Origin of the sequence: Cellulomonas endophytica, from assembly GCF_004123805.1 — a bacterium.
In the GTDB taxonomy this organism is placed as follows: domain Bacteria; phylum Actinomycetota; class Actinomycetes; order Actinomycetales; family Cellulomonadaceae; genus Cellulomonas; species Cellulomonas endophytica.
The window spans coordinates 1-18,130 of the sequence record NZ_RWJX01000007.1 but is presented as its reverse complement, the minus strand read 5'-3'; the positions used below and the strand labels follow the sequence as shown (position 1 = coordinate 18,130).

15 protein-coding genes are annotated in these 18,130 nt (G+C 75.8%); 3 read left to right on the top strand and 12 right to left on the bottom strand.

The window, feature by feature from the left end; translation table 11 throughout:
• Window positions 1-20: 20 nt before the first annotated feature.
• Window positions 21-1,052, bottom strand: coding sequence for a helix-turn-helix transcriptional regulator (locus tag EJA20_RS03545; RefSeq protein WP_129336799.1), 1,032 nt, complete (start codon window positions 1,050-1,052; stop codon window positions 21-23).
• 80 nt (window positions 1,053-1,132) lie between these two features.
• Between EJA20_RS03545 and EJA20_RS03540 the strand changes: the two genes are divergently transcribed.
• Window positions 1,133-1,603, top strand: coding sequence for a VOC family protein (locus EJA20_RS03540; RefSeq protein ID WP_338068792.1), 471 nt, complete (start codon window positions 1,133-1,135; stop codon window positions 1,601-1,603).
• Between the two features lie 21 nt (window positions 1,604-1,624).
• Here EJA20_RS03540 and EJA20_RS03535 read toward each other — a convergent pair whose 3' ends face one another.
• The 7 genes from EJA20_RS03535 to rpsO form a co-directional block, all read right to left on the bottom strand.
• Window positions 1,625-2,002 carry a VOC family protein gene (locus tag EJA20_RS03535; RefSeq protein WP_129336798.1) on the bottom strand — a complete coding sequence of 126 codons (378 nt, stop codon included), beginning with the start codon at window positions 2,000-2,002 and terminating at the stop codon, window positions 1,625-1,627.
• 141 nt (window positions 2,003-2,143) lie between these two features.
• Complete coding sequence (locus tag EJA20_RS03530) at window positions 2,144-4,564, bottom strand: Ig-like domain repeat protein (RefSeq protein WP_129336797.1); 2,421 nt, start codon at window positions 4,562-4,564, stop codon at window positions 2,144-2,146.
• Window positions 4,565-4,675: 111 nt separating this feature from the next.
• Entirely contained in the window at window positions 4,676-5,173 is a 498-nt protein-coding gene (locus EJA20_RS03525) for a hypothetical protein (protein ID WP_129336796.1), read from the bottom strand.
• Window positions 5,170-5,970, bottom strand: coding sequence for a 4-hydroxy-tetrahydrodipicolinate reductase (gene dapB, locus EJA20_RS03520; RefSeq protein ID WP_276319520.1), 801 nt, complete (start codon window positions 5,968-5,970; stop codon window positions 5,170-5,172). The genes EJA20_RS03525 and dapB overlap by 4 nt, the downstream gene beginning before the upstream one ends.
• Window positions 5,963-7,306, bottom strand: coding sequence for a M16 family metallopeptidase (locus EJA20_RS03515; protein ID WP_129336795.1), 1,344 nt, complete (start codon window positions 7,304-7,306; stop codon window positions 5,963-5,965). The genes dapB and EJA20_RS03515 overlap by 8 nt, the downstream gene beginning before the upstream one ends.
• 2 nt (window positions 7,307-7,308) lie before the next feature.
• Window positions 7,309-9,537 (bottom strand): polyribonucleotide nucleotidyltransferase, encoded by a 2,229-nt coding sequence (locus tag EJA20_RS03510; RefSeq protein WP_129336794.1) that lies wholly within the window; start codon window positions 9,535-9,537, stop codon window positions 7,309-7,311.
• A 314-nt stretch (window positions 9,538-9,851) separates the two neighbouring features.
• A complete protein-coding gene (rpsO, locus tag EJA20_RS03505; protein ID WP_129336793.1) occupies window positions 9,852-10,121 on the bottom strand; it encodes a 30S ribosomal protein S15 in 270 nt (89 codons plus the stop codon).
• Window positions 10,122-10,290: 169 nt separating this feature from the next.
• On the opposite strand from rpsO, the gene EJA20_RS03500 reads away from it, so the two are divergent.
• Window positions 10,291-11,691 carry a cystathionine beta-synthase gene (locus EJA20_RS03500; protein WP_129336792.1) on the top strand — a complete coding sequence of 467 codons (1,401 nt, stop codon included), beginning with the start codon at window positions 10,291-10,293 and terminating at the stop codon, window positions 11,689-11,691.
• Window positions 11,692-11,746: 55 nt separating this feature from the next.
• Window positions 11,747-13,069, top strand: a complete 1,323-nt coding sequence (locus EJA20_RS03495; RefSeq protein WP_129336791.1) for a cystathionine gamma-synthase — start codon at window positions 11,747-11,749, stop codon at window positions 13,067-13,069.
• 60 nt (window positions 13,070-13,129) lie between these two features.
• Here the strand turns inward: EJA20_RS03495 and EJA20_RS03490 are convergent, their stop codons facing one another.
• From EJA20_RS03490 to infB, 4 genes are all read right to left on the bottom strand, one after another.
• Entirely contained in the window at window positions 13,130-14,134 is a 1,005-nt protein-coding gene (locus tag EJA20_RS03490; RefSeq protein WP_129336790.1) for a bifunctional riboflavin kinase/FAD synthetase, read from the bottom strand.
• Between the two features lie 164 nt (window positions 14,135-14,298).
• Window positions 14,299-15,270 carry a tRNA pseudouridine(55) synthase TruB gene (gene truB / locus EJA20_RS03485; RefSeq protein WP_129336789.1) on the bottom strand — a complete coding sequence of 324 codons (972 nt, stop codon included), beginning with the start codon at window positions 15,268-15,270 and terminating at the stop codon, window positions 14,299-14,301.
• 268 nt (window positions 15,271-15,538) lie between these two features.
• On the bottom strand, window positions 15,539-15,997 hold the full coding sequence (rbfA, locus tag EJA20_RS03480; protein ID WP_129336788.1) for a 30S ribosome-binding factor RbfA: 459 nt from the start codon (window positions 15,995-15,997) through the stop codon (window positions 15,539-15,541).
• Between the two features lie 54 nt (window positions 15,998-16,051).
• Window positions 16,052-18,130, bottom strand: a 2,079-nt coding sequence (gene infB / locus EJA20_RS03475) for a translation initiation factor IF-2 (RefSeq protein WP_129336787.1), incomplete at its 5' end; no start/stop codon positions are given.

The window sequence follows — 18,130 nt, the reverse complement described above, 5'->3', positions numbered from 1 at the left end:
ACACCGGATGGCCGCAGGGCTCACGGACCTCGGCGGTCGTCGACGCGACCGGCGTCGTCGGCCGTGGCCGCCTCCGACCGGTCGACGCGCTCGCGGATCCCGCGCAGCGCCGCCCGCAGCTCGTCGGGCTCGACCGCACGCAGCTCCGCCGCGAACGTGAGGTAGAGGCCGGCCAGGCCGGTCCACGACCACGCGCCCATGCGCAGCCGGCACACGCCCTCCGTCACGTGCTCGACGACCGCTCCTCCGGGCGCGAACCGGGCCGCGAGCGGCGCGGGCACCGCCAGCTCCGCCGACCCCTGGCACGGCCAGGACGCGAGGACGTCGCCGCGGTCGGGCGTCTCCTGCACGAGCGTCGCAATCCCGCCGGGCGGGAGCGGGCGCGGCGCGAAGGGCGTCCCCGTCGGTGCACGCACGGTCAGGCGGTCGAGCCGCAGGACCCGCCACCGGCCGTCCGAGGACCCGGCGGGGTCGGCGGCCACGAGGTACCACCGCGCCGCCCACACGACGACGGCGTACGGCTCGAGCAGCACGGCCTCCCCCGCGCCGTCAGCCCCGCCGTCCCCGCCGTCGACCACGACGCGCAGGAGGTGGCGGCGCCGGACCGCCGCGCCGACCGCGCGCACGACGCCCGCGTCGATGAGGTCCGCCGGGAACTCCCACAGGTTGGGCAGCGCGGTGACGACGAGGGCGTCGGACTCCAGCCGCAGCCGCTCCGGCATGACCTGTCGCACGCTCGCCAGGGCGGACGCGGCGGCGCCGTCGAGCCCCGCGAGCACCCGCGGCGCCGCCTGCAGGGACACGGCGATCGCGACGACCTGCTCCTCGTCGAGGACCAGCGGCGGGAGCCGGGCGCCCCCGACGAGGCGGTAGCCGCCCCCGACGCCCTTGACGGGCTGGACCGTGTACCCGAGGCCGCGCAGCGTGTCGACGTCGCGCCGCAGCGTCCGTGCGGACACCTCCAGGCGCTGGGCGAGGTCCGCCGCCGGCCACACCCGCCCGCCGGCGAGCGTCGACAGCAGCCGCAGCGCGCGGGCCGAGGTGGTGGCCATGACCGCCATCATGCGGCGGCCGGGGCCGATGAGGACGGCACGCCCCGCCGGTCTGGACCCCGTGAGGGCACGCCGCCGGCGTGCGCCCCGTCGTCCCGGAGGTCCCCATGGCGCAGGTCCGTCGCTTCGACCACGTCGGCATCACCGTCGCCGACCTCGGCGCGGTCACGGCGTTCTTCGTCGGGATCGGGCTCGAGGTCGACGGCGGGCCGATGCCGATCGAGGGCGAGTTCCTCGACACCGTGATCGGCATGACCGGTGCGCGGACCCGGATCGTCATGCTGCGCCCGCCCGGGGGCGGCACGTGCCTGGAGCTGTCGACCTTCGAGCGCCCCGACCACGCCCCCAGCCAGCCGGGGGCCATGGCGAACGCGCTCGGCCTGCGCAACGTGGCCTTCGAGGTCGACGACCTCGACGGGCTCGTCGAGCGGCTCGCGGCCGACGGCTGGGGCCTCGTCGGCGGGGTGGGGCGGTATGAGGACGCGTGGCGCATGGCCTACGTGCGCGGCCCGGAGGGCCTCCTCGTCTCGCTGGCGCAGCGCCTCGGCTGACGCCCCTGCAGCGGTCGGGACCTAGAGCGGGTCGAGGCGCCGGCGAAGCAGGCAGAACTCGTTGCCCTCCGGGTCGGCCAGCACGTGCCAGGACTCCTCGCCCGTCTGCCCGACGTCCGCGCGCCGCGCCCCGAGGGCGAGCAGGCGCTCCAGCTCCGCGTCCTGGTCGCGGTCCGTCGGGTTCACGTCCAGGTGCAGCCGGAGCTTGCCCGTCCGCGGCTCCGACGAGGGCGACAGGATGATCGTCGGGGCCGGGCCGCCGAACCCGGCCGTCGGGCCGATCTCGAGGGCGCCGTCGTCCTCGTCGAGCACGACGTACCCCAGGACGGCGCACCAGAAGTCCGCCAGAGCCCGGGGGTCACGGCAGTCGAGGACGAGCTCGCTCAGTCGGCAGGCCATGCCGCCGACGCTAGCGCGGGGGTCGCACCCCGCCGGGCGCCGACGCGTCCAAGGTGCCGCCACGGGATGCGGGAACGGGAGGCACGACGGAGCAGGGCCCGGGCGGCTGCCCGGGGCCCTGCTCCGCTCCTTGTGCTCCGGTCAGGCGTGGGCCCGGCGGCGGCGCACGACCACCAGGGCACCGCCCAGGAGCACCATGCCCCAGGCGAGCGCGGTGACGGCACCCGTCTCGGCCCCGGTCGCGGCCAGCCGCGCCGCCGTCCGCGTCGTGGTCGCCGCGGGGCGCGTCCCCGCGCCGGCGGCGGTCGCCGGGACCGTCGCCTCCGTCACGGTCGCCGTCACCGGGCTGGTCCCGGTCGTGGGCGCCGTCGGGGTGCCCGGGGCCGGTGCGGACGCCACGGCGAGCTCGAGCTCGAGCGCGGCCCAGCGCCCCGACGTCCCACCGGTGGCGACCACCGTGTGCTCACCGGTCGGCGCGGTGTCGGGGACCGTGACGAGCAGTCGGGCCGTGCCGTCAGCACCCGCCACGGCGGTGCCGAGGAGGACCGGGTCGGAGTGCAGGTAGAAGGCGACCGTCTCGCCCTCGTCGAAGCCCTCGGCGACGAGCTCCATCGGCTGCCCCGGCGCGGTGGCCTTCTCGGGCGTCGCGAGCGCGGCGGTCGGGAGCAGCCCCTCGCGCTCCGGCTCGCCCTGGACGGAGACGCGCAGCGCCGACTCCGCCGCGAGCGTCGAGGCGCCCTCGGGGAAGCGCAGCACGAGCTCGTGCGTGCCCGGCGCGAGGACGGGCAGCGTCAGCTCCAGCACCCCGTCGACGGGCACGGTGCCCTCGAGGACCGGGGCACCGCCCTCCTCGAGGACGAAGGTCTCCGGGAGCCGGGCTCCGGCGACGCGGGCGACGACGATGCCCGCGGTGGCGACGGGGACGGAGACGCCTGTCGGCACGGTGACGGTCGGCGACGCCTTCGCGACCGACAGCGTCGCGGAGCCGGTCGCCGTCGTGTAGGGCGCGACCGCCGTCGTGCCGCCGTCGGGCAGCGCGCCGGCGTCCGGGGTGTAGACGGCGGTGACGGCGTGATCGCCCACGGCCGGCGCGGGGGCCGTCACGTCGGCCGCGCCACCGACGAGCGGGGCCGCGAGGACCGTGGTGGCCCCGTCGGGGGCGGTCAGCGTCACCTGGACCGTGCCGGTCGGGACCGGGCCGCCCTCGGGACCGGCGACCGTCACGTGCACGGGGGCGTCCTGCCCGACGACGACGCCGTCAGGCCGGACCGCGAGGGTGGGGGTGACCACGGCGGGCGCGGCGTCGAGCGTGCGGACCAGGTCCGTCATGCCGGGAGCCTGCGCGGTCACCGTGACGGCGACGGGTCGCCCGAGGTCCTGCGGCCGCGGCGTGTACGAGGGGCCGGTCGCGCCGGGGACGTCGGCGCCGCCCACGCTCCAGCGGTGGACGAAGCCGGTGCCGGCCGCCCAGCCGGAGGGGTCGACGACGAGCGGCGTGCCCAGCACGGCGGCCCCGTCCTGCGTGCCCTCCAGGGTCAGCGCGCCCGCGGCGAGCGTGCCCCGGCCGACGGCCTGCGGGCCGCCCGTCACCGTCGCCGAGGTCCCCGGGGCGAGCTCGGGGTGCGTCCCAGTGACGTCGACGGCGAGGTCGCGGCCCAGGTCGGCGGGGACCGGCGTGTAGGAGGCGCCGGTCCCGACGGTCTCGCCGCCGACGGTCCAGCGGTAGGTCAGCGCCGTGCCGTCGGCGACGGTCGGCGACCAGGTGCCGGTCGCGACGGTGACGGGGGTGCCGACGACGACGGGCGCCGAGAGGGTGGCCGGGGAGGGCGCGACGACGGTGGTCAGCGCCGTGACGGTGCGCGGCGCCGAGGTCGAGGGCAGGTAGCCGGAGGCGCCGACGTACCGCGCGGTCACGGCGGCGGTGGTCGGGAACGCGCGGGTGAGGGTCGCGGTGCGGCCCGTGCCGAGGGGCGCGGTGCCGACCGGGGCGCCGTCCACGAGGAACTCGACCTGGCCGCCGGCGGGGGCGCCGGGGACGGACGCCGTGAGGGTGCTGCTGCGACCGGCCACGACGGTCGTCGGGGACGCGGACAGGGACGTGGTCGTGGCGACCGACCCGGGCGCGACGGAGGCGTACGCGACCGCCGGGACGTAGCCGTAGCTCCGCGTCGGGTCCGTCCAGCACATGCCCTGGATGCGGTAGGTGCCCGCGGCCAGACCCGTGAAGGTGATCGAGAAGGTGCCCGAGCGGCTCGTCCCGGTGTTCACCGTGTAGTCCGTCGCGTCACCCCGCTGGTACTCGACGGTCGTCGCGGTGTTCATGAGGCGCCACGAGAAGGCGTTCCCGGTGCCGCTGTCCATGGTGCAGGAGAAGCCGTAGGTGGCGGTGCCGTCCACCTTCTCCTCGCCGGACACCTTGCTGACGGAGCCGCTGTTGGCCGCGGACGCGGCGCCCGCAGGCACCACGACCCCGAGCAGGGCGAGCACGCCCAGCGCGGCGAGGGGCCGCCGGGCGGACCTCGCCCTCGTGGCGGTCGGACGGGTCCGTGCGATCACTGGCATCTGCGGGTCCTCCGGGCAGGGGGGCTCGCGGACGCAGCCCCCGTCCTCCGTCCCATCGGCCGGACGGGTGTCGGGCTGAGCCGTCCGGGTGAACCCGTCACCCGACGGTGGTCAACGCCTGCCGGCGCCGCCCGGACCCGGCGCCCCCGCGGCCCGCCACAGCGTGCGGGCCAGCCGGAGGTTCTCGCGGGCGCGGCGGCGGTCGCCCGCGGCGTCGTAGGCGAAGGCCAGCCGGTACCGGACGGCCCAGCTGTCGGGGTCCGCCTCGGCCTCCGTGCGGGCCGTCTCGAACGCGGCCAGCGCCGCCGTGCGGTCCACGCGTCCGCCGGGCGAGCGCGGCAGGTCGTCGACGGGCAGCTCCCCCGCGGCGGCCAGCGCGTCGGCCATGCGTTGCACGTCGGCCGCGAGGCGCCACTCGCGTGCGATGAGCACGAGGACGACGAGCGGCAGCACGAGGAACGCGAGCCCGAGGGCGACGCCGACCGCCTGCCCGGAGGTGACGAGCGCCCAGGCGCGCGACACGACGAGCACGACGTACAGCCCCAGCAGCGCCGTCAGGGCCAGCGCGCCGAGCAGCGCGACCGGCACGCGGCGCCGGGCGGCGCTCACGCCCCGAGGTCCAGGAGGTGCTCCAGCCCGACGGTGAGCCCGGGCCGGCGCACGACCTCGCGGACGGCGAGCAGCACGCCCGGCATGAAGCTCGACCGGTCGAAGGAGTCCGTGCGGATCGTCAGCTGCTCGCCGGCGTTGCCGAGGAGGATCTCCTCGTGCGCGACGAGCCCGCGCAGCCGGACGGCATGGACGCGGACCCCGTCGACGTCGGCACCGCGGGCACCGTCGAGCGACGAGGCCGTGGCGTCGGGGACGGGCCCGAGGCCGGCCGCCGCGCGCGCCGCCGCGACCGCCCGTGCGGTGTGCAGCGCCGTGCCGGACGGGGCGTCGAGCTTGTCCGGGTGGTGGAGCTCGACGACCTCGACGGACTCGAAGAAGCGCGCCGCCCGTGCCGCGAAGGTCATGGCGAGCACGGCCGACAGCGCGAAGTTCGGGGCGACGACCACGCCGACCCCGGGCGCCGCGTCGAGCGCGCCCCGGACGCGGTCGAGGGCGTCGGCGTCCCAGCCCGTCGTGCCGACGACCGCGTGCACGCCCGCCCCGACCAGGGCCTGCACGTTGATCTCGGTCACGCCCGGCACGGTGAAGTCGACGGCGACGTCGGGGCGCTCGCCGGCCGGTGCGTCGAGGAGGGCGTCCAGACCGGCCGAGGAGGTCACCTCGGCGACGAGCTCCAGCCCCGGGGCGGCGCGGACGGCACGGACGACGTGGCCGCCCATGCGCCCGGACGCGCCGAGGACCGCGACCCGGAGGGCCGCGGTCCTCGGCGCCGGGGCGCCTGCGTGCTCAGTCACCGAGCGGGCCCACGCGCACGACCGTGCGGGGCCGGCCGAGCAGCTCGGCCGCGAGCTCCTGCACCTCGCGGCCGGTGACCTCGCGGACGCGGGTCAGCGACTCGTCGACGCTGAGCAGCTCCCCGTGCACGAGCTCGGCCTTGCCCAGCCGGCTCATGCGCGAGCCCGTGTCCTCCATGCCGAGCACGAGCCCGCCCGAGAGCTGGCCGATGCCGCGCTCGAGCTCGGCCTCGTCGACCCCGCCGTCCGCCAGGCGCTCCCACTCGGCGACGAGCAGCGCCGTCACCTCGTCGACCTTCGCGGGCGTGCAGCCGGCGTAGAGGCCGAAGACGCCGGTGTCGGCGTGGCCGGAGGAGAAGGAGTACGTGGAGTACGCCAGGCCACGCTTCTCGCGCACCTCCTGGAAGAGGCGCGAGGACATCCCGCCGCCGAGGACGGCGTTGAGGACCGAGAGCGTGAAGCGCCGCGGGTCCGTGGCCGTGAGGCCGGCGCACCCGACGACGACGTTCGCCTGCTCCGTCTGCCGCCGCACGGTGCGCTCGCGCGCGTCCGCCGGGAGGCCGCCGGTGCCCGGCGGCAGGTCGCGCCCCGCCACGCGCCGCGCCGCGGGGGCCGCCGCCGGGTCGAGGGTCCAGCCGCCGGCGGCCACCGCGGCCTCGATCTGGGCGCAGAGGGCGTCGTGGTCGACGTTGCCCGCCGCGCTCACGACGAGCCGCTCGGGCCGGTAGTGGTCGCGGTAGTGCTCCCACACGGCGTCGCGCGGCACGGCCCGGATGTGGTCGGGCGTGCCGCCGATGGGCCGGGCGAGCGGGTGCTCCCCCAGCGCCACGAGGGCGAACTGCTCGTGGACGACGTCGCTCGGGTCGTCGTCGTTCATCGCGAGCTCCTCGAGGATCACCCCGCGCTCGGTCTCCAGCTCGTCCGTGTCGAGCCTGGCCGAGGTGACCATGTCCGTGATGACGTCCACGGCCATGGGCAGGTCCTCGTCCAGCACCCGCGCGTAGTAGCAGGTGTGCTCCTTGCCGGTGGCGGCGTTGGCCTCGCCGCCGACGGCGTCGAACGCCTCGGCGATGTCCATCGCCGTGCGCCGCGCGGTCCCCTTGAAGAGCAGGTGCTCGAGGAAGTGCGTCGAGCCGAGGTGGCCCGACTCCTCGTCGCGCGAGCCGACGCCGATCCAGGCGCCCACGGTGGCCGAGCGGAGCCCGGGCATGTGCTCCGTGAGCACCCGGACCCCGCCGGGCAGGACGGAGCGACGGACGAGACCGTCACCCTCCTGCCCGGCGGACAGCTCCGCCCCGGTGACGCCCGGGGCGACGAGCGGCAGGTCCAGCGGCACCGTCAGGCGTCGACCGTCGAGGCGGCGGGGGCGGCCTCGCCGTCCGCGCCCTCCTCGACGACCGCGTGCAGGGAGAGCTTGCCGCGGGGGTCGATCTCGCCGATCTCGACCTGGACCTTCTGGCCGATGGCCAGCACGTCCTCGACGTTCTCGACGCGGCGGCCGCCCACCAGCTTGCGGATCTGCGAGATGTGCAGGAGCCCGTCCTTGCCCGGGGACAGGGAGACGAAGGCGCCGAAGGTCGTGGTCTTGACGACCGTCCCGACGAAGCGCTCGCCCACCTCGGGCATGTGCGGGTTGGCGATCGCGTTGATCGCCGCCCGCGCGGCCTCGGCGGACGGGCCGTCCACCGCGCCGATGTAGACCGTGCCGTCGTCCTCGATGGAGATGTCGGCGCCGGTCTCCTCCTGGATCTGGTTGATCATCTTGCCCTTCGGGCCGATGACCTCGCCGATCTTGTCCACCGGGACCTTGACCGAGATGACCCGCGGGGCGAAGGGGCTCATCTCGTCGGGCACGTCGATCGCCTCGGAGATGACGTCGAGGATCGCCAGGCGCGCCTCCTTGGCCTGCGTCAGCGCGCCGGCCAGGACGGAGGCGGGGATGCCGTCGAGCTTCGTGTCGAGCTGGATGGCCGTGACGAACTCGCGCGTGCCGGCGACCTTGAAGTCCATGTCGCCGAAGGCGTCCTCCGCACCGAGGATGTCGGTGAGCGCCGCGTAGCGGGTCTCACCGTTCACCGTGTCGGACACGAGGCCCATCGCGATGCCCGCGACGGGCGCCTTCAGCGGGACGCCCGCGTTGAGCAGCGACAGCGTCGCGGCGCAGACGGAGCCCATGGAGGTCGAGCCGTTGGAGCCGAGGGCCTCGGAGACCTGGCGGATCGCGTAGGGGAAGTCCTCGCGGCTGGGGAGCACCGGCACGATGGCGCGCTCGGCGAGCGCCCCGTGGCCGATCTCGCGGCGCTTCGGGGAGCCGACGCGGCCCGTCTCGCCCGTGGAGTAGGGCGGGAAGTTGTAGTGGTGCATGTACCGCTTGCGCGTCTCGGGCGAGAGCGAGTCGATCTGCTGCTCCATGCGGAGCATGTTCAGCGTGGTGACACCCATGATCTGGGTCTCGCCGCGCTCGAAGATCGCCGAGCCGTGCACGCGGGGCAGGACCTCGACCTCGGCCGAGAGCGTGCGGATGTCGCGCAGGCCGCGGCCGTCGATGCGGAAGCCGTCCGTGAGGATGCGCTGACGGATGAGCTTCTTCTGCACGGAGCGGTACGCCGCCGAGACCTCCTTCTCGCGGCCGGCGAACTCGTCCGCCAGCTCGTCGAGGATCTCGGACTTGATCTCGTCCAGGCGGCCCTCGCGCTCCTGCTTGTCCGCGATGGACAGCGCGGCGCCGAGGCGGGCCGAGGAGGCCTGCTCGACGGCGGCGAAGACGTCGTCCTGGTAGTCCGGGAACGTCGGGAAGGACTGCGTCTCCTTCGCGGACTTCGCCGCCAGCTCCTGCTGGGCGACGACGAGCGCGCGGATGAACGGCTTGGCGGCCTCGAGGCCCGCCGCGACGACGTCCTCGGTCGGGGCGGTGCCGCCGCCGCCGTGGATGAGGTCCCAGCTCTTGTCCGGCGCCTCGGCCTCGATCATCGCGATGGCGACGTCGTCGCCGACGACGCGGCCGGCCACGACCATGTCGAACGTGGCGCGGGCGCGCTCGGAGTAGCGGGGGAAGGCGACCCACTGGCCGTCGACGAGCGCGATGCGCGTGGCGCCGACCGGGCCGGAGAAGGGCAGGCCGGAGATCTGCGTGGAGATCGACGCGGCGTTGATGGCCAGCACGTCGTAGGAGTCGTCCGGGTGGATCGACAGGACGGTGACGACGACCTGGACCTCGTTGCGCAGGCCCTTGACGAACAGGGGGCGCAGGGGGCGGTCGATGAGGCGGCACGCGAGGATCGCGTCCGTGGACGGGCGGCCCTCGCGGCGGAAGAACGCGCCGGGGATCTTGCCCGCGGCGTACTGGCGCTCCTCGACGTCGACCGTCAGGGGGAAGAAGTCGAACTGCTCCTTGGGGTGCTTGCCGGCCGTCGTGGCCGACAGGAGCATCGTGTCGCCGTCGAGGTAGGCGACGGCCGCACCGGCGGCCTGCTTGGCGAGACGGCCCGTCTCGAAGCGGACGGTGCGCGTGCCGAAGGAGCCGTTGTCGATGACGGCCTCGGCGAACTGGATCTCGGGACCCTCCACGGGTGCCCTCCTTAAGGATCGGGGGGCGCCGGCCCGGTCCCGGGCGGTCTTCGATCGAGGCCGTCGCAGCGCCCGGCGTCGGGGCTGCTGGCGGCCACTACCGAGGACCGTGCGCAGGCGGGCCGGCGCGGTTCGCGTGGTGACGTGGTGCTGTCGTGCGGTGGTGCCGGTCGTGCTCTGGTGCTCGTCGTGCTCTGGTGCTCGTCGTGCTCTGGTGACTGTCGTGCTCTGGTGCTCAGCGGTGGTGCGGTGGGCCTGCGGCCCTCACGCGGGACCAGCCCGGACCCGCGGGGGGTCCGGGCTGGTCCGGTGGTTCAGCGGCGCAGGCCGAGCCGCTCGATGATCGAGCGGTAGCGGGCGATGTCGATCTTCTGCAGGTAGCCCAGCAGGCGACGACGCCGGCCGACCAGCAGCAGCAGCCCACGGCGGCTGTGGTGGTCGTGCTTGTGGGCCTTCAGGTGCTCGGTGAGGTCCTTGATGCGCTGCGTGAGCACCGCGATCTGCACCTCGGGGGAACCGGTGTCGCCCTCGTGCGTGGCGTACTCGGTCATGATGGTCTGCTTCGTGGCGTTGTCGAGCGGCACGTCTCTCCCTGGTGTCTCGTTGCGCGGTGCTCCGGGGCACGTCCACCCGGGCTCTCTCGTTCCGCGGCCGATCGAACGGCGTCGTCCAGAGTACCAGCACGGGCGCCCGGGCCGGTCGTGGCACAGTGGCGGGACGCACCTGACCCGTGGACGAGAGGCCTGAGAGCCCGTGCAGTACGTCGACCACGTCGCCGACCTCGTCGGCGGCACCCCGCTCGTCCGCCTCCACGCCGTGACGGCCGGCCTCTCCGCCACCGTGCTGGCGAAGGTGGAGTACGTCAACCCCGGCGGCTCCGTGAAGGACCGGATCGCGGCCCGCATCGTCGCGGAGGCGGAGCGCCGGGGCGACCTGCGCCCGGGCGGCACGATCGTCGAGCCCACCTCCGGCAACACGGGCGTCGGCCTGGCGCTCGTCGCGCAGCGCCGCGGCTACCGCTGCGTGTTCGTCTGCCCGGACAAGGTGAGCCCCGAGAAGCGGGACGTGCTGCGGGCCTACGGCGCGGACGTCGTCATCACCCCCACGTCGGTCCCGCCGGACAGCCCCGACTCGTACTACGGCGTCGCCTCCCGCATCGTCCGCGAGACGCCGGGCGCCTGGCAGCCGAACCAGTACGCCAACCCCGACGGGCCCGCGAGCCACTACGCGTCGACGGGTCCCGAGATCTGGGCGGCGACGGAGGGGCGCGTCACGCACTTCGTCACCGGCGTCGGCACGGGCGGCACCATCAGCGGCACGGGGCGCTACCTGCACGACGTGAGCCGGGACCGCCCGGAGGGGCCGGTCGTGGTCGTCGGCGCGGACCCCGAGGGCTCGGTCTACTCGGGCGGCACGGGCCGGCCGTACCTCGTGGAGGGCGTCGGCGAGGACTTCTGGCCGAGCGCCTACGACCCGGCCGTGCCCGACGAGGTCCTCGCCGTCGACGACGCGGAGTCCTTCGCCATGACCCGTCGCCTCGCGCGCGAGGAGGCGCTCCTCGTCGGGGGGTCCTCCGGCATGGCGGTCGTCGCGGCGCTGCGCGTGGCCGAGCGGCTCGAGCGCGAGGACCCGGAGGCCGCCGCCCGGGCGGTGGTCGTGGTGCTGCTGCCCGACAGCGGCCGCGGCTACCTGTCGAAGATCTTCTCCGACCCGTGGATGCGCTCGTACGGCTTCCTGCGCGAGGAGGGCACGGGCGCGACCGTCGGGGACGTGATGCGCGGCAAGAGCGGGGGCCTGCCCGCGCTCGTGCACACCCACCCGAACGAGACGGTCCGCGACGCCATCGAGATCCTGCGCGAGTACGGCGTGTCCCAGCTGCCCGTCGTCACGGAGGAGCCGCCCGTCACGCTCGGCGAGGTGCTGGGTGCCGTCACCGAGCGCGGGCTGCTCGACGCCCTGTGGAGCGGCTCCGCGCGCCTGTCCGACCCCGTCCGCAAGCACCTCGCGGACCCGCTCCCCCAGGTCGGCGCGGGCGAGCCCGTCGCCGCCGCCACGGCCGCGCTGCAGGACGCGGACGCGCTGCTCGTCGTCGACGAGGGGCGCCCCGCCGGCGTCCTCACGCGCGCCGACCTCCTCGAGCACGCCGCACGCTGACCGCCGTCCACCCCCGACCCCCGACGCCCCCGCCGACCTCTCGCAGGAGGACCCCGTGACCACCGACCCCGGCGCGACGGCGCCCCACCAGCCCCGCACGCCCTCCGAGGGCCGCGGCACGGACGCCGGCACGAGCACCGGCGGCACCCCGGACGCGAGCACCACCGCCCCCGACGGGCGCCCCTCGGGGTTCTCCACCCGCGCCGTGCACGCCGGGCTCGAGCCCGACCCGACGACGGGCGCGGTCGTGCCGCCGATCTACCAGGTGTCCACCTACGCCCAGGACGGCGTCGGCGGCCTGCGCAACGGCTACGAGTACTCGCGCTCGGGCAACCCGACCCGGGACGCCCTCCAGACGGCCCTGGCGGCCGTCGAGGGCGGCGAGCGCGCCTTCGCGTTCTCCTCGGGCCTGGCCGCCGAGGACGTCCTCCTGCGCGCCACGCTGACCCCGGGGCGGCACGTCGTCATCCCCGACGACGCCTACGGCGGCACCTACCGCCTCGTGGCGCGCGTCCTCGAGCCCTGGGGCGTCGCGCACACGCCGGCACGCCTCGGCGACCCCGACGCGGTGGCCGCCGCCGTGCGTCCCGGTGAGACCGGCGTCGTGTGGGTCGAGACGCCGACGAACCCGCTGCTCGGCGTCGCCGACATCCCGCGCCTGGCCGAGATCGCCCACGCCGCGGGCGCCCTCCTCGTCGTCGACAACACCTTCGCCTCGCCCTACCTGCAGCAGCCCCTCGCGCTCGGCGCGGACGTCGTCGTGCACTCCACGACGAAGTACATCGGCGGGCACTCGGACGTGGTCGGCGGGGCGCTCGTCGTCGGCGCGGGCGTGCGCCTGCCGCTCGGGCTCGTCGGGCCGACGGGCACGGACGCCGTCGCCGACGCCGTGGGCTTCCTCCAGAACGCCGCCGGGGCGGTGGCCGGGCCGTTCGACGCGTGGCTCACGCTGCGCGGGCTGCGCACCCTGGCCGTGCGCATGGAGCGGCACAGCGCCAACGCCGCCGAGCTCGCGGCGCACCTGCAGGCGCACCCCGCCGTCACCGCGGTGCACTACCCCGGGCTGCCCGACGACCCCGGGCACGCGGTCGCGTCGCGGCAGATGCGCGCCTTCGGCGGCATGGTGGCGTTCCGCCTGGGCAGCGAGGCGCGGGCGCGGGCCTTCTGCGCCGCCACGCGCCTCTTCACGCTGGCCGAGTCGCTCGGCGGCGTCGAGTCCCTCGTCGAGCTGCCCGCGGCGATGACGCACGCGTCCGTCGCCGGGTCGGCCCTGGAGGTGCCGGACGACCTCGTCCGGCTGTCCGTCGGCATCGAGGACGTCGCGGACCTCGTCGCGGACGTCGACGCGGCCCTCGAGGTCGCGGCGCGCGAGGGCTGACCCCGCCCGGCCCGCGGGAGGGGCCGCCGCCCGGGAGGACCCCGGCGCGGCGGCCCGGTCCTACGCGGGCTCGGGGGCGCCCAGCAGCGCCCGCGCGTCGGCCACGTCCCGGGCCATCTGCTCCAGGAGCGGCTCGACGCCGTCGAAGCGCAGCGTGGGCCGCAGCCGGACGAGCAGCTCCACGACGACCTCCTCGTCGTAGAGGTCGAGGTCCGTGCGGTCGAGCACGTAGGCCTCCACGCGGCGCTGCACGCCGTCGAAGGTGGGGTTCGTCCCGATGGAGACGGCGGCGGGCAGCACGACGTCCGCGTCGACCGGGGCGTAGGGCGTGCCGTCCGCGCGCCGCACGCGCCGCAGCCGGCCGGCGTAGACGCCGTCGGCGGGGACCATGCCCGCGGCGTCCTGCGCGAGGTTGGCCGTCGGGTAGCCCAGCTCGCGGCCGCGGGCGTCCCCGTGGACGACGAGGCCGCGCAGCCGGTGCGGCCGGCCCAGCAGGGCGGCGGCGCCGGCGACGTCCCCCGCCGCGAGCAGCTCGCGCACCCACGTCGACGACAGCCGGCGCCGCCCGTCCGCCGGGTCGGCGGGCGCCTCGTCGACGAGGTCGTCCACGACGTCCACCGTGAAGCCCAGCTCCGCGCCGAGCGCGCGCATCGTCGCCAGGTCGCCGCTGTTCTGCCAGCCGAAGCGCACGTCCCGCCCGACGACGACGACCCGGGCGCCCAGCGCCCCCACGAGGTACCGCTGCACGAACTCCCGCGGCGTCTGGCGGGCGAAGGCGAGCGTGTAGTGCTCGAGCAGCACGGCGTCGAGGCCGCAGTCGGCGAGCAGCTCGAGCCGGTCCGCGTCGCCCGTGAGCTGCGGCGGCGCCGTGTCGGGGCGGTGCACCTGCGCGGGGTGCGGGGAGAACGTCACCGCGACGGACCGCAGGTCGGCGGCACGGGCGTCCGCCGCCATCTCCGCCAGCACGCCCGCGTGGCCGCGGTGGACGCCGTCGAAGTTGCCCAGCGTCACCACGGACGGCCCCCAGCCGGCCGGCACCTGGGCCAGACCCCGCCAGACGTGCACGCGTGCCTCCCTCGCGGCCGCCCGGTGCGGCCCAGCGGACAAGGGTGCCACCCCGCAGGACCGTCCGGGTACGCGCCGCACGCCCGGCGGTGCCGGTGGGGCGGTGCGGGCGGCGGGCGGCGCCGTCCCGGCGGTCGGCGCGGCGCCGCCGTCCACCACCCGGCTCAGGAGCCCGCGGGGGTGAGGACCAGCAGAGGGCGGTCGCGGTCGTCTCGGGGCTCGAGCACGGCGACGAGGACGCCGTCCGGGCCGATGGCGGCGGCGGGGCCGGAGCGGCCCGGGCGCAGCTCGACGGGCTGCCCGTAGGAGAGGCTGCGGGCCTCGCGCTCGTCGAGGTCGCGCACGGGCAGGGTGGCCCGCGCCGCGGCGGCGGGGTCGAGGACGGCCAGCGGCGTGTCCTCCGGCACCTCGGCCAGCGCCTCGAGGGTCCGGGCCTGCGCCAGGTCGAAGCCGCCGACCCGCGTGCGCCGCAGCGCCGTGAGGTGGCCGCCGGTGCCCAGCGCGGCGCCGAGGTCGCGGGCGAGCGCGCGCACGTAGGTGCCCGAGGTGCACACGACCCGCACGTCGACGTCGAGCACGTCGGTGCCCTCGCCGTCGCCGTCACCGTCCTCGACCCGTCCGGGGCGCATCTCCCCCACCTCCAGCACGCTGACCGTGACGGGGCGGGCGGCCAGCTCGACGCTCTCCCCCGCCCGCACCCGGGCGTAGGCGCGCTGCCCGTCGACCTTGATCGCCGACACGGCGCTGGGCACCTGGAGGATCTGCCCCGTGAGCGGCAGGGCCGCCGCCTCGACCTCGGCGCGGGTGGTGCCGGCGGCGCCGGGGGTCGCGACGGTCTCGCCCTCGGCGTCGTCCGTCGTGGTGCTGACCCCCAGGCGGACGGTGGCCGTGTACTCCTTGTCGGCGCCCGAGACCCACGTGAGCAGGCGCGTGGCACGGCCGATGCCGACGACGAGCACGCCCGTCGCCATGGGGTCGAGCGTGCCGCCGTGCCCGACCTTGCGGGTGCCCGCCAGCCGGCGCATCCGCGCCACCACGTCGTGGCTCGTCCAGCCCGCCGGCTTGTCGACCACGACGACCCCGTCCGGTGCGGTCGGGCGGCGCGGACGTGCGGTTGGGCTGCTCACGCGCGCCATGCTCTCACCCGCCGCCCGGGGCACCGCCGGCGCTGCCGCCGCCACGGTCCGGTCCCCGGAGGGATGCTGCGCCGGCGGGCCGGCGCGCGGGGGTCCGCCCGTCCCGGCGCCGCGCGGCGGACGGCCGGTGCAGCACCCGTTCCCGCGGGCGACGCGGGCGCCCTCACGCCGGCGCGAGCACGTCGGGGACGACGCAGGGCCCGGGCCGTGGCGGCCCGGGCCCTGCGTCGGTCGTGCTGCGTCGTGCGGTCGGTCCGGTCGGACGCGCTCAGGCGCGGTCGGCCGTGCCCGCGTCGTCCTCGTCGTCCTCCACCGGGCGGCGGTAGGGGTCGGCCTCGCCGGCGTAGGACGCGCGGGCGGCCAGGGCCGCCACCTCGGCGTCCCGGCGCTGCGCCTCGGCGAGCGCCGACGCGAGCTGCGCGGCCGTCTCGGGCACGGCGTCGAGGTGGAAGTCGATCGTGGGCGTCAGGCGGATGCCCGTCGCCTTGCCGACCTCCGAGCGGATGAGGCCCTTCGCGCTGGCGAGGGCCGCGGCCGAGCCGGTGCGGGCCTCCTCGTCGCCCAGGACGGTGTAGAAGACGTCCGCGTGCTGGAGGTCCCCGGTGACCCGGACCTCCGTGACGGTGACGAAGCCGAGGCGCGGGTCCTTGATCCGGGTGTCGAGCATCTGCGCGACGACCTGCTGGATCCGTTCGGCGATCTTGCGTGCCCGTGGCGTGTCGGCCATGGGTCCTCCCCTCTGCCCCGGCCGGCGACGGCCCGGGGCTGCAGACGGCCGGTGTCAGCTGCGCGGCTTCTCGCGCATCTCCCACGTCTCGATGACGTCCCCGATCTCGAGGTCGTTGAACGACCCCAGGCCGATGCCGCACTCGAAGCCCTCGCGGACCTCGGTCGCGTCGTCCTTGAACCGCTTGAGCGACTCGATGGTGAGGTTGTCCCCCACGACCTTGCCGTTGCGGGTGACGCGCGCCTTCGAGTTCCGGACGATCGTGCCGGAGCGGACGATCGAGCCGGCGATGTTGCCGAACCGCGACGAGCGGAAGATCTCCCGGATCTCGGCGGAACCGAGCTGGGCCTCCTCGTACTCCGGCTTGAGCATCCCCTTGAGGGCCGCCTCGACGTCGTCGATCGCCTGGTAGATGACCGAGTAGAAGCGCACGTCGACGCCCTCGCGGTCCGCCAGGTCCTCGACGCGCTCCGCGAACTTCACGTTGAAGCCGATGATGATCGCGTTGTCGACCGTGGCGAGGTTGACGTCGTTCTGCGTGATGGCACCCACGCCGCGGTGGATGACGCGCAGGTCGACCTCCTCGCCCACGTCGATCTTGAGCAGCGCGTCCTCGAGCGCCTCGACGGCACCGGACACGTCGCCCTTGAGGACGAGGTTGAGCGTCTCGACCTTGCCCTGCTGCAGGGCCTGCGTGAAGTCCTCGAGGCTGATGCGCTTGCGGCGCTTGGCCAGGAGGGCGGCGCGCTCGGCGGCCTCGCGCTTCTCGGCGATCTGACGGGCGGTCCGGTCGTCGCGGGCGACGATGAACGTGTCGCCGGCGCTCGGGACGGACGTGAGCCCGAGGACCTGCACCGGACGGGCCGGGCCGGCCTCGACGACGGGGTCGCCGTGCTCGTCGAACATGGCGCGGACGCGGCCGTGGGCCGTGCCCGCGACCACCGCGTCGCCGACGCGCAGGGTGCCGGACTGGACCAGCACCGTGGCGACCGCACCGCGGCCCTTGTCGAGGTTCGCCTCGATGGCCACGCCGCGCGCGTCCTTGTCGGGGTTCGCCCGCAGGTCCAGCGCCGCGTCCGCCGTGAGGAGGACGGCCTCGATGAGGCTGTCGATGCCCTGACCCTGCTTGGCCGAGACGTCGACGAACATCGTCTCGCCGCCGTACTCCTCCGCGACCAGGTTGTACTCGGTGAGCTGCTGGCGGATCTTGGCGGGGTTGGCCCCCTCCTTGTCCACCTTGTTCACCGCGACCACGATCGGCACGTTCGCCGCCTGGGCGTGGTTGAGCGCCTCGATCGTCTGGGGCATCACGCCGTCGTCCGCCGCGACCACGAGGATCGCGATGTCGGTGACCTGCGCACCACGGGCACGCATGGCGGTGAACGCCTCGTGGCCCGGGGTGTCGATGAACGTGACGGCCCGGTCGAGGCCCTCGTGCTCGGCACGGACCTGGTAGGCACCGATGTGCTGGGTGATGCCGCCGGCCTCGCCCGCGACGACGTCCGTGGACCGGATGGCGTCGAGGAGCTTGGTCTTGCCGTGGTCGACGTGGCCCATGACGGTGACGACCGGCGGGCGCGCCTGCAGCTCGTCGTCGCCCTCGGCCTCGAGCTCGGCGTCGAGGTCCATGTCGAAGGACTCGAGCAGCTCGCGGTCCTCCTCCTCGGCCGACACCATCTCGATGACGTAGCCGAGCTCCTGCGCCAGCGTGCCGAACGTGTCCTCGTCGAGAGACTGCGTCGCGGTCGCCATCTCGCCCAGGTGGAACAGGACGGTGACCAGCGACGCCGGGTTCGCGTCGATCTTGTCCGCGAAGTCGTTCAGCGACGAGCCGTGCCGCAGGCGGACGACCGTGGAGCCGTTGCCGCGGGGGACGCTGACGCCGCCGAGCGACGGCGCCTGCATCTGCTCGAACTCCTGGCGCTTCGCCCGCTTGGACTTGCGCCCGCGGACCGGACGGCCGCCGGCGCGCCCGAAGGCGCCCTGCGTGGAGCCGCGACCGGCACCGCCGGGACGACCGCCGCCGCCACCGGGACGCGCGGGGCCGTAGCCACCGCCGCCGCCGGGGGCGCCGCCGGGACCACCCGGACGACCGCCGCCGCCGAAGCCGCCGCGACCGCCGCCGGCACCGCC

Coding starts and splice junctions, on each gene's coding strand:
- truB (WP_129336789.1), bottom strand. CDS start 15,270: ATGGCGCGCGTGAGCAGCCCAACCGCACGTCCGCGCCGCCCGACCGCA.
- EJA20_RS03530 (WP_129336797.1), bottom strand. CDS start 4,564: ATGCCAGTGATCGCACGGACCCGTCCGACCGCCACGAGGGCGAGGTCC.
- EJA20_RS03545 (WP_129336799.1), bottom strand. CDS start 1,052: ATGGCCACCACCTCGGCCCGCGCGCTGCGGCTGCTGTCGACGCTCGCC.
- rbfA (WP_129336788.1), bottom strand. CDS start 15,997: ATGGCCGACACGCCACGGGCACGCAAGATCGCCGAACGGATCCAGCAG.
- EJA20_RS03535 (WP_129336798.1), bottom strand. CDS start 2,002: ATGGCCTGCCGACTGAGCGAGCTCGTCCTCGACTGCCGTGACCCCCGG.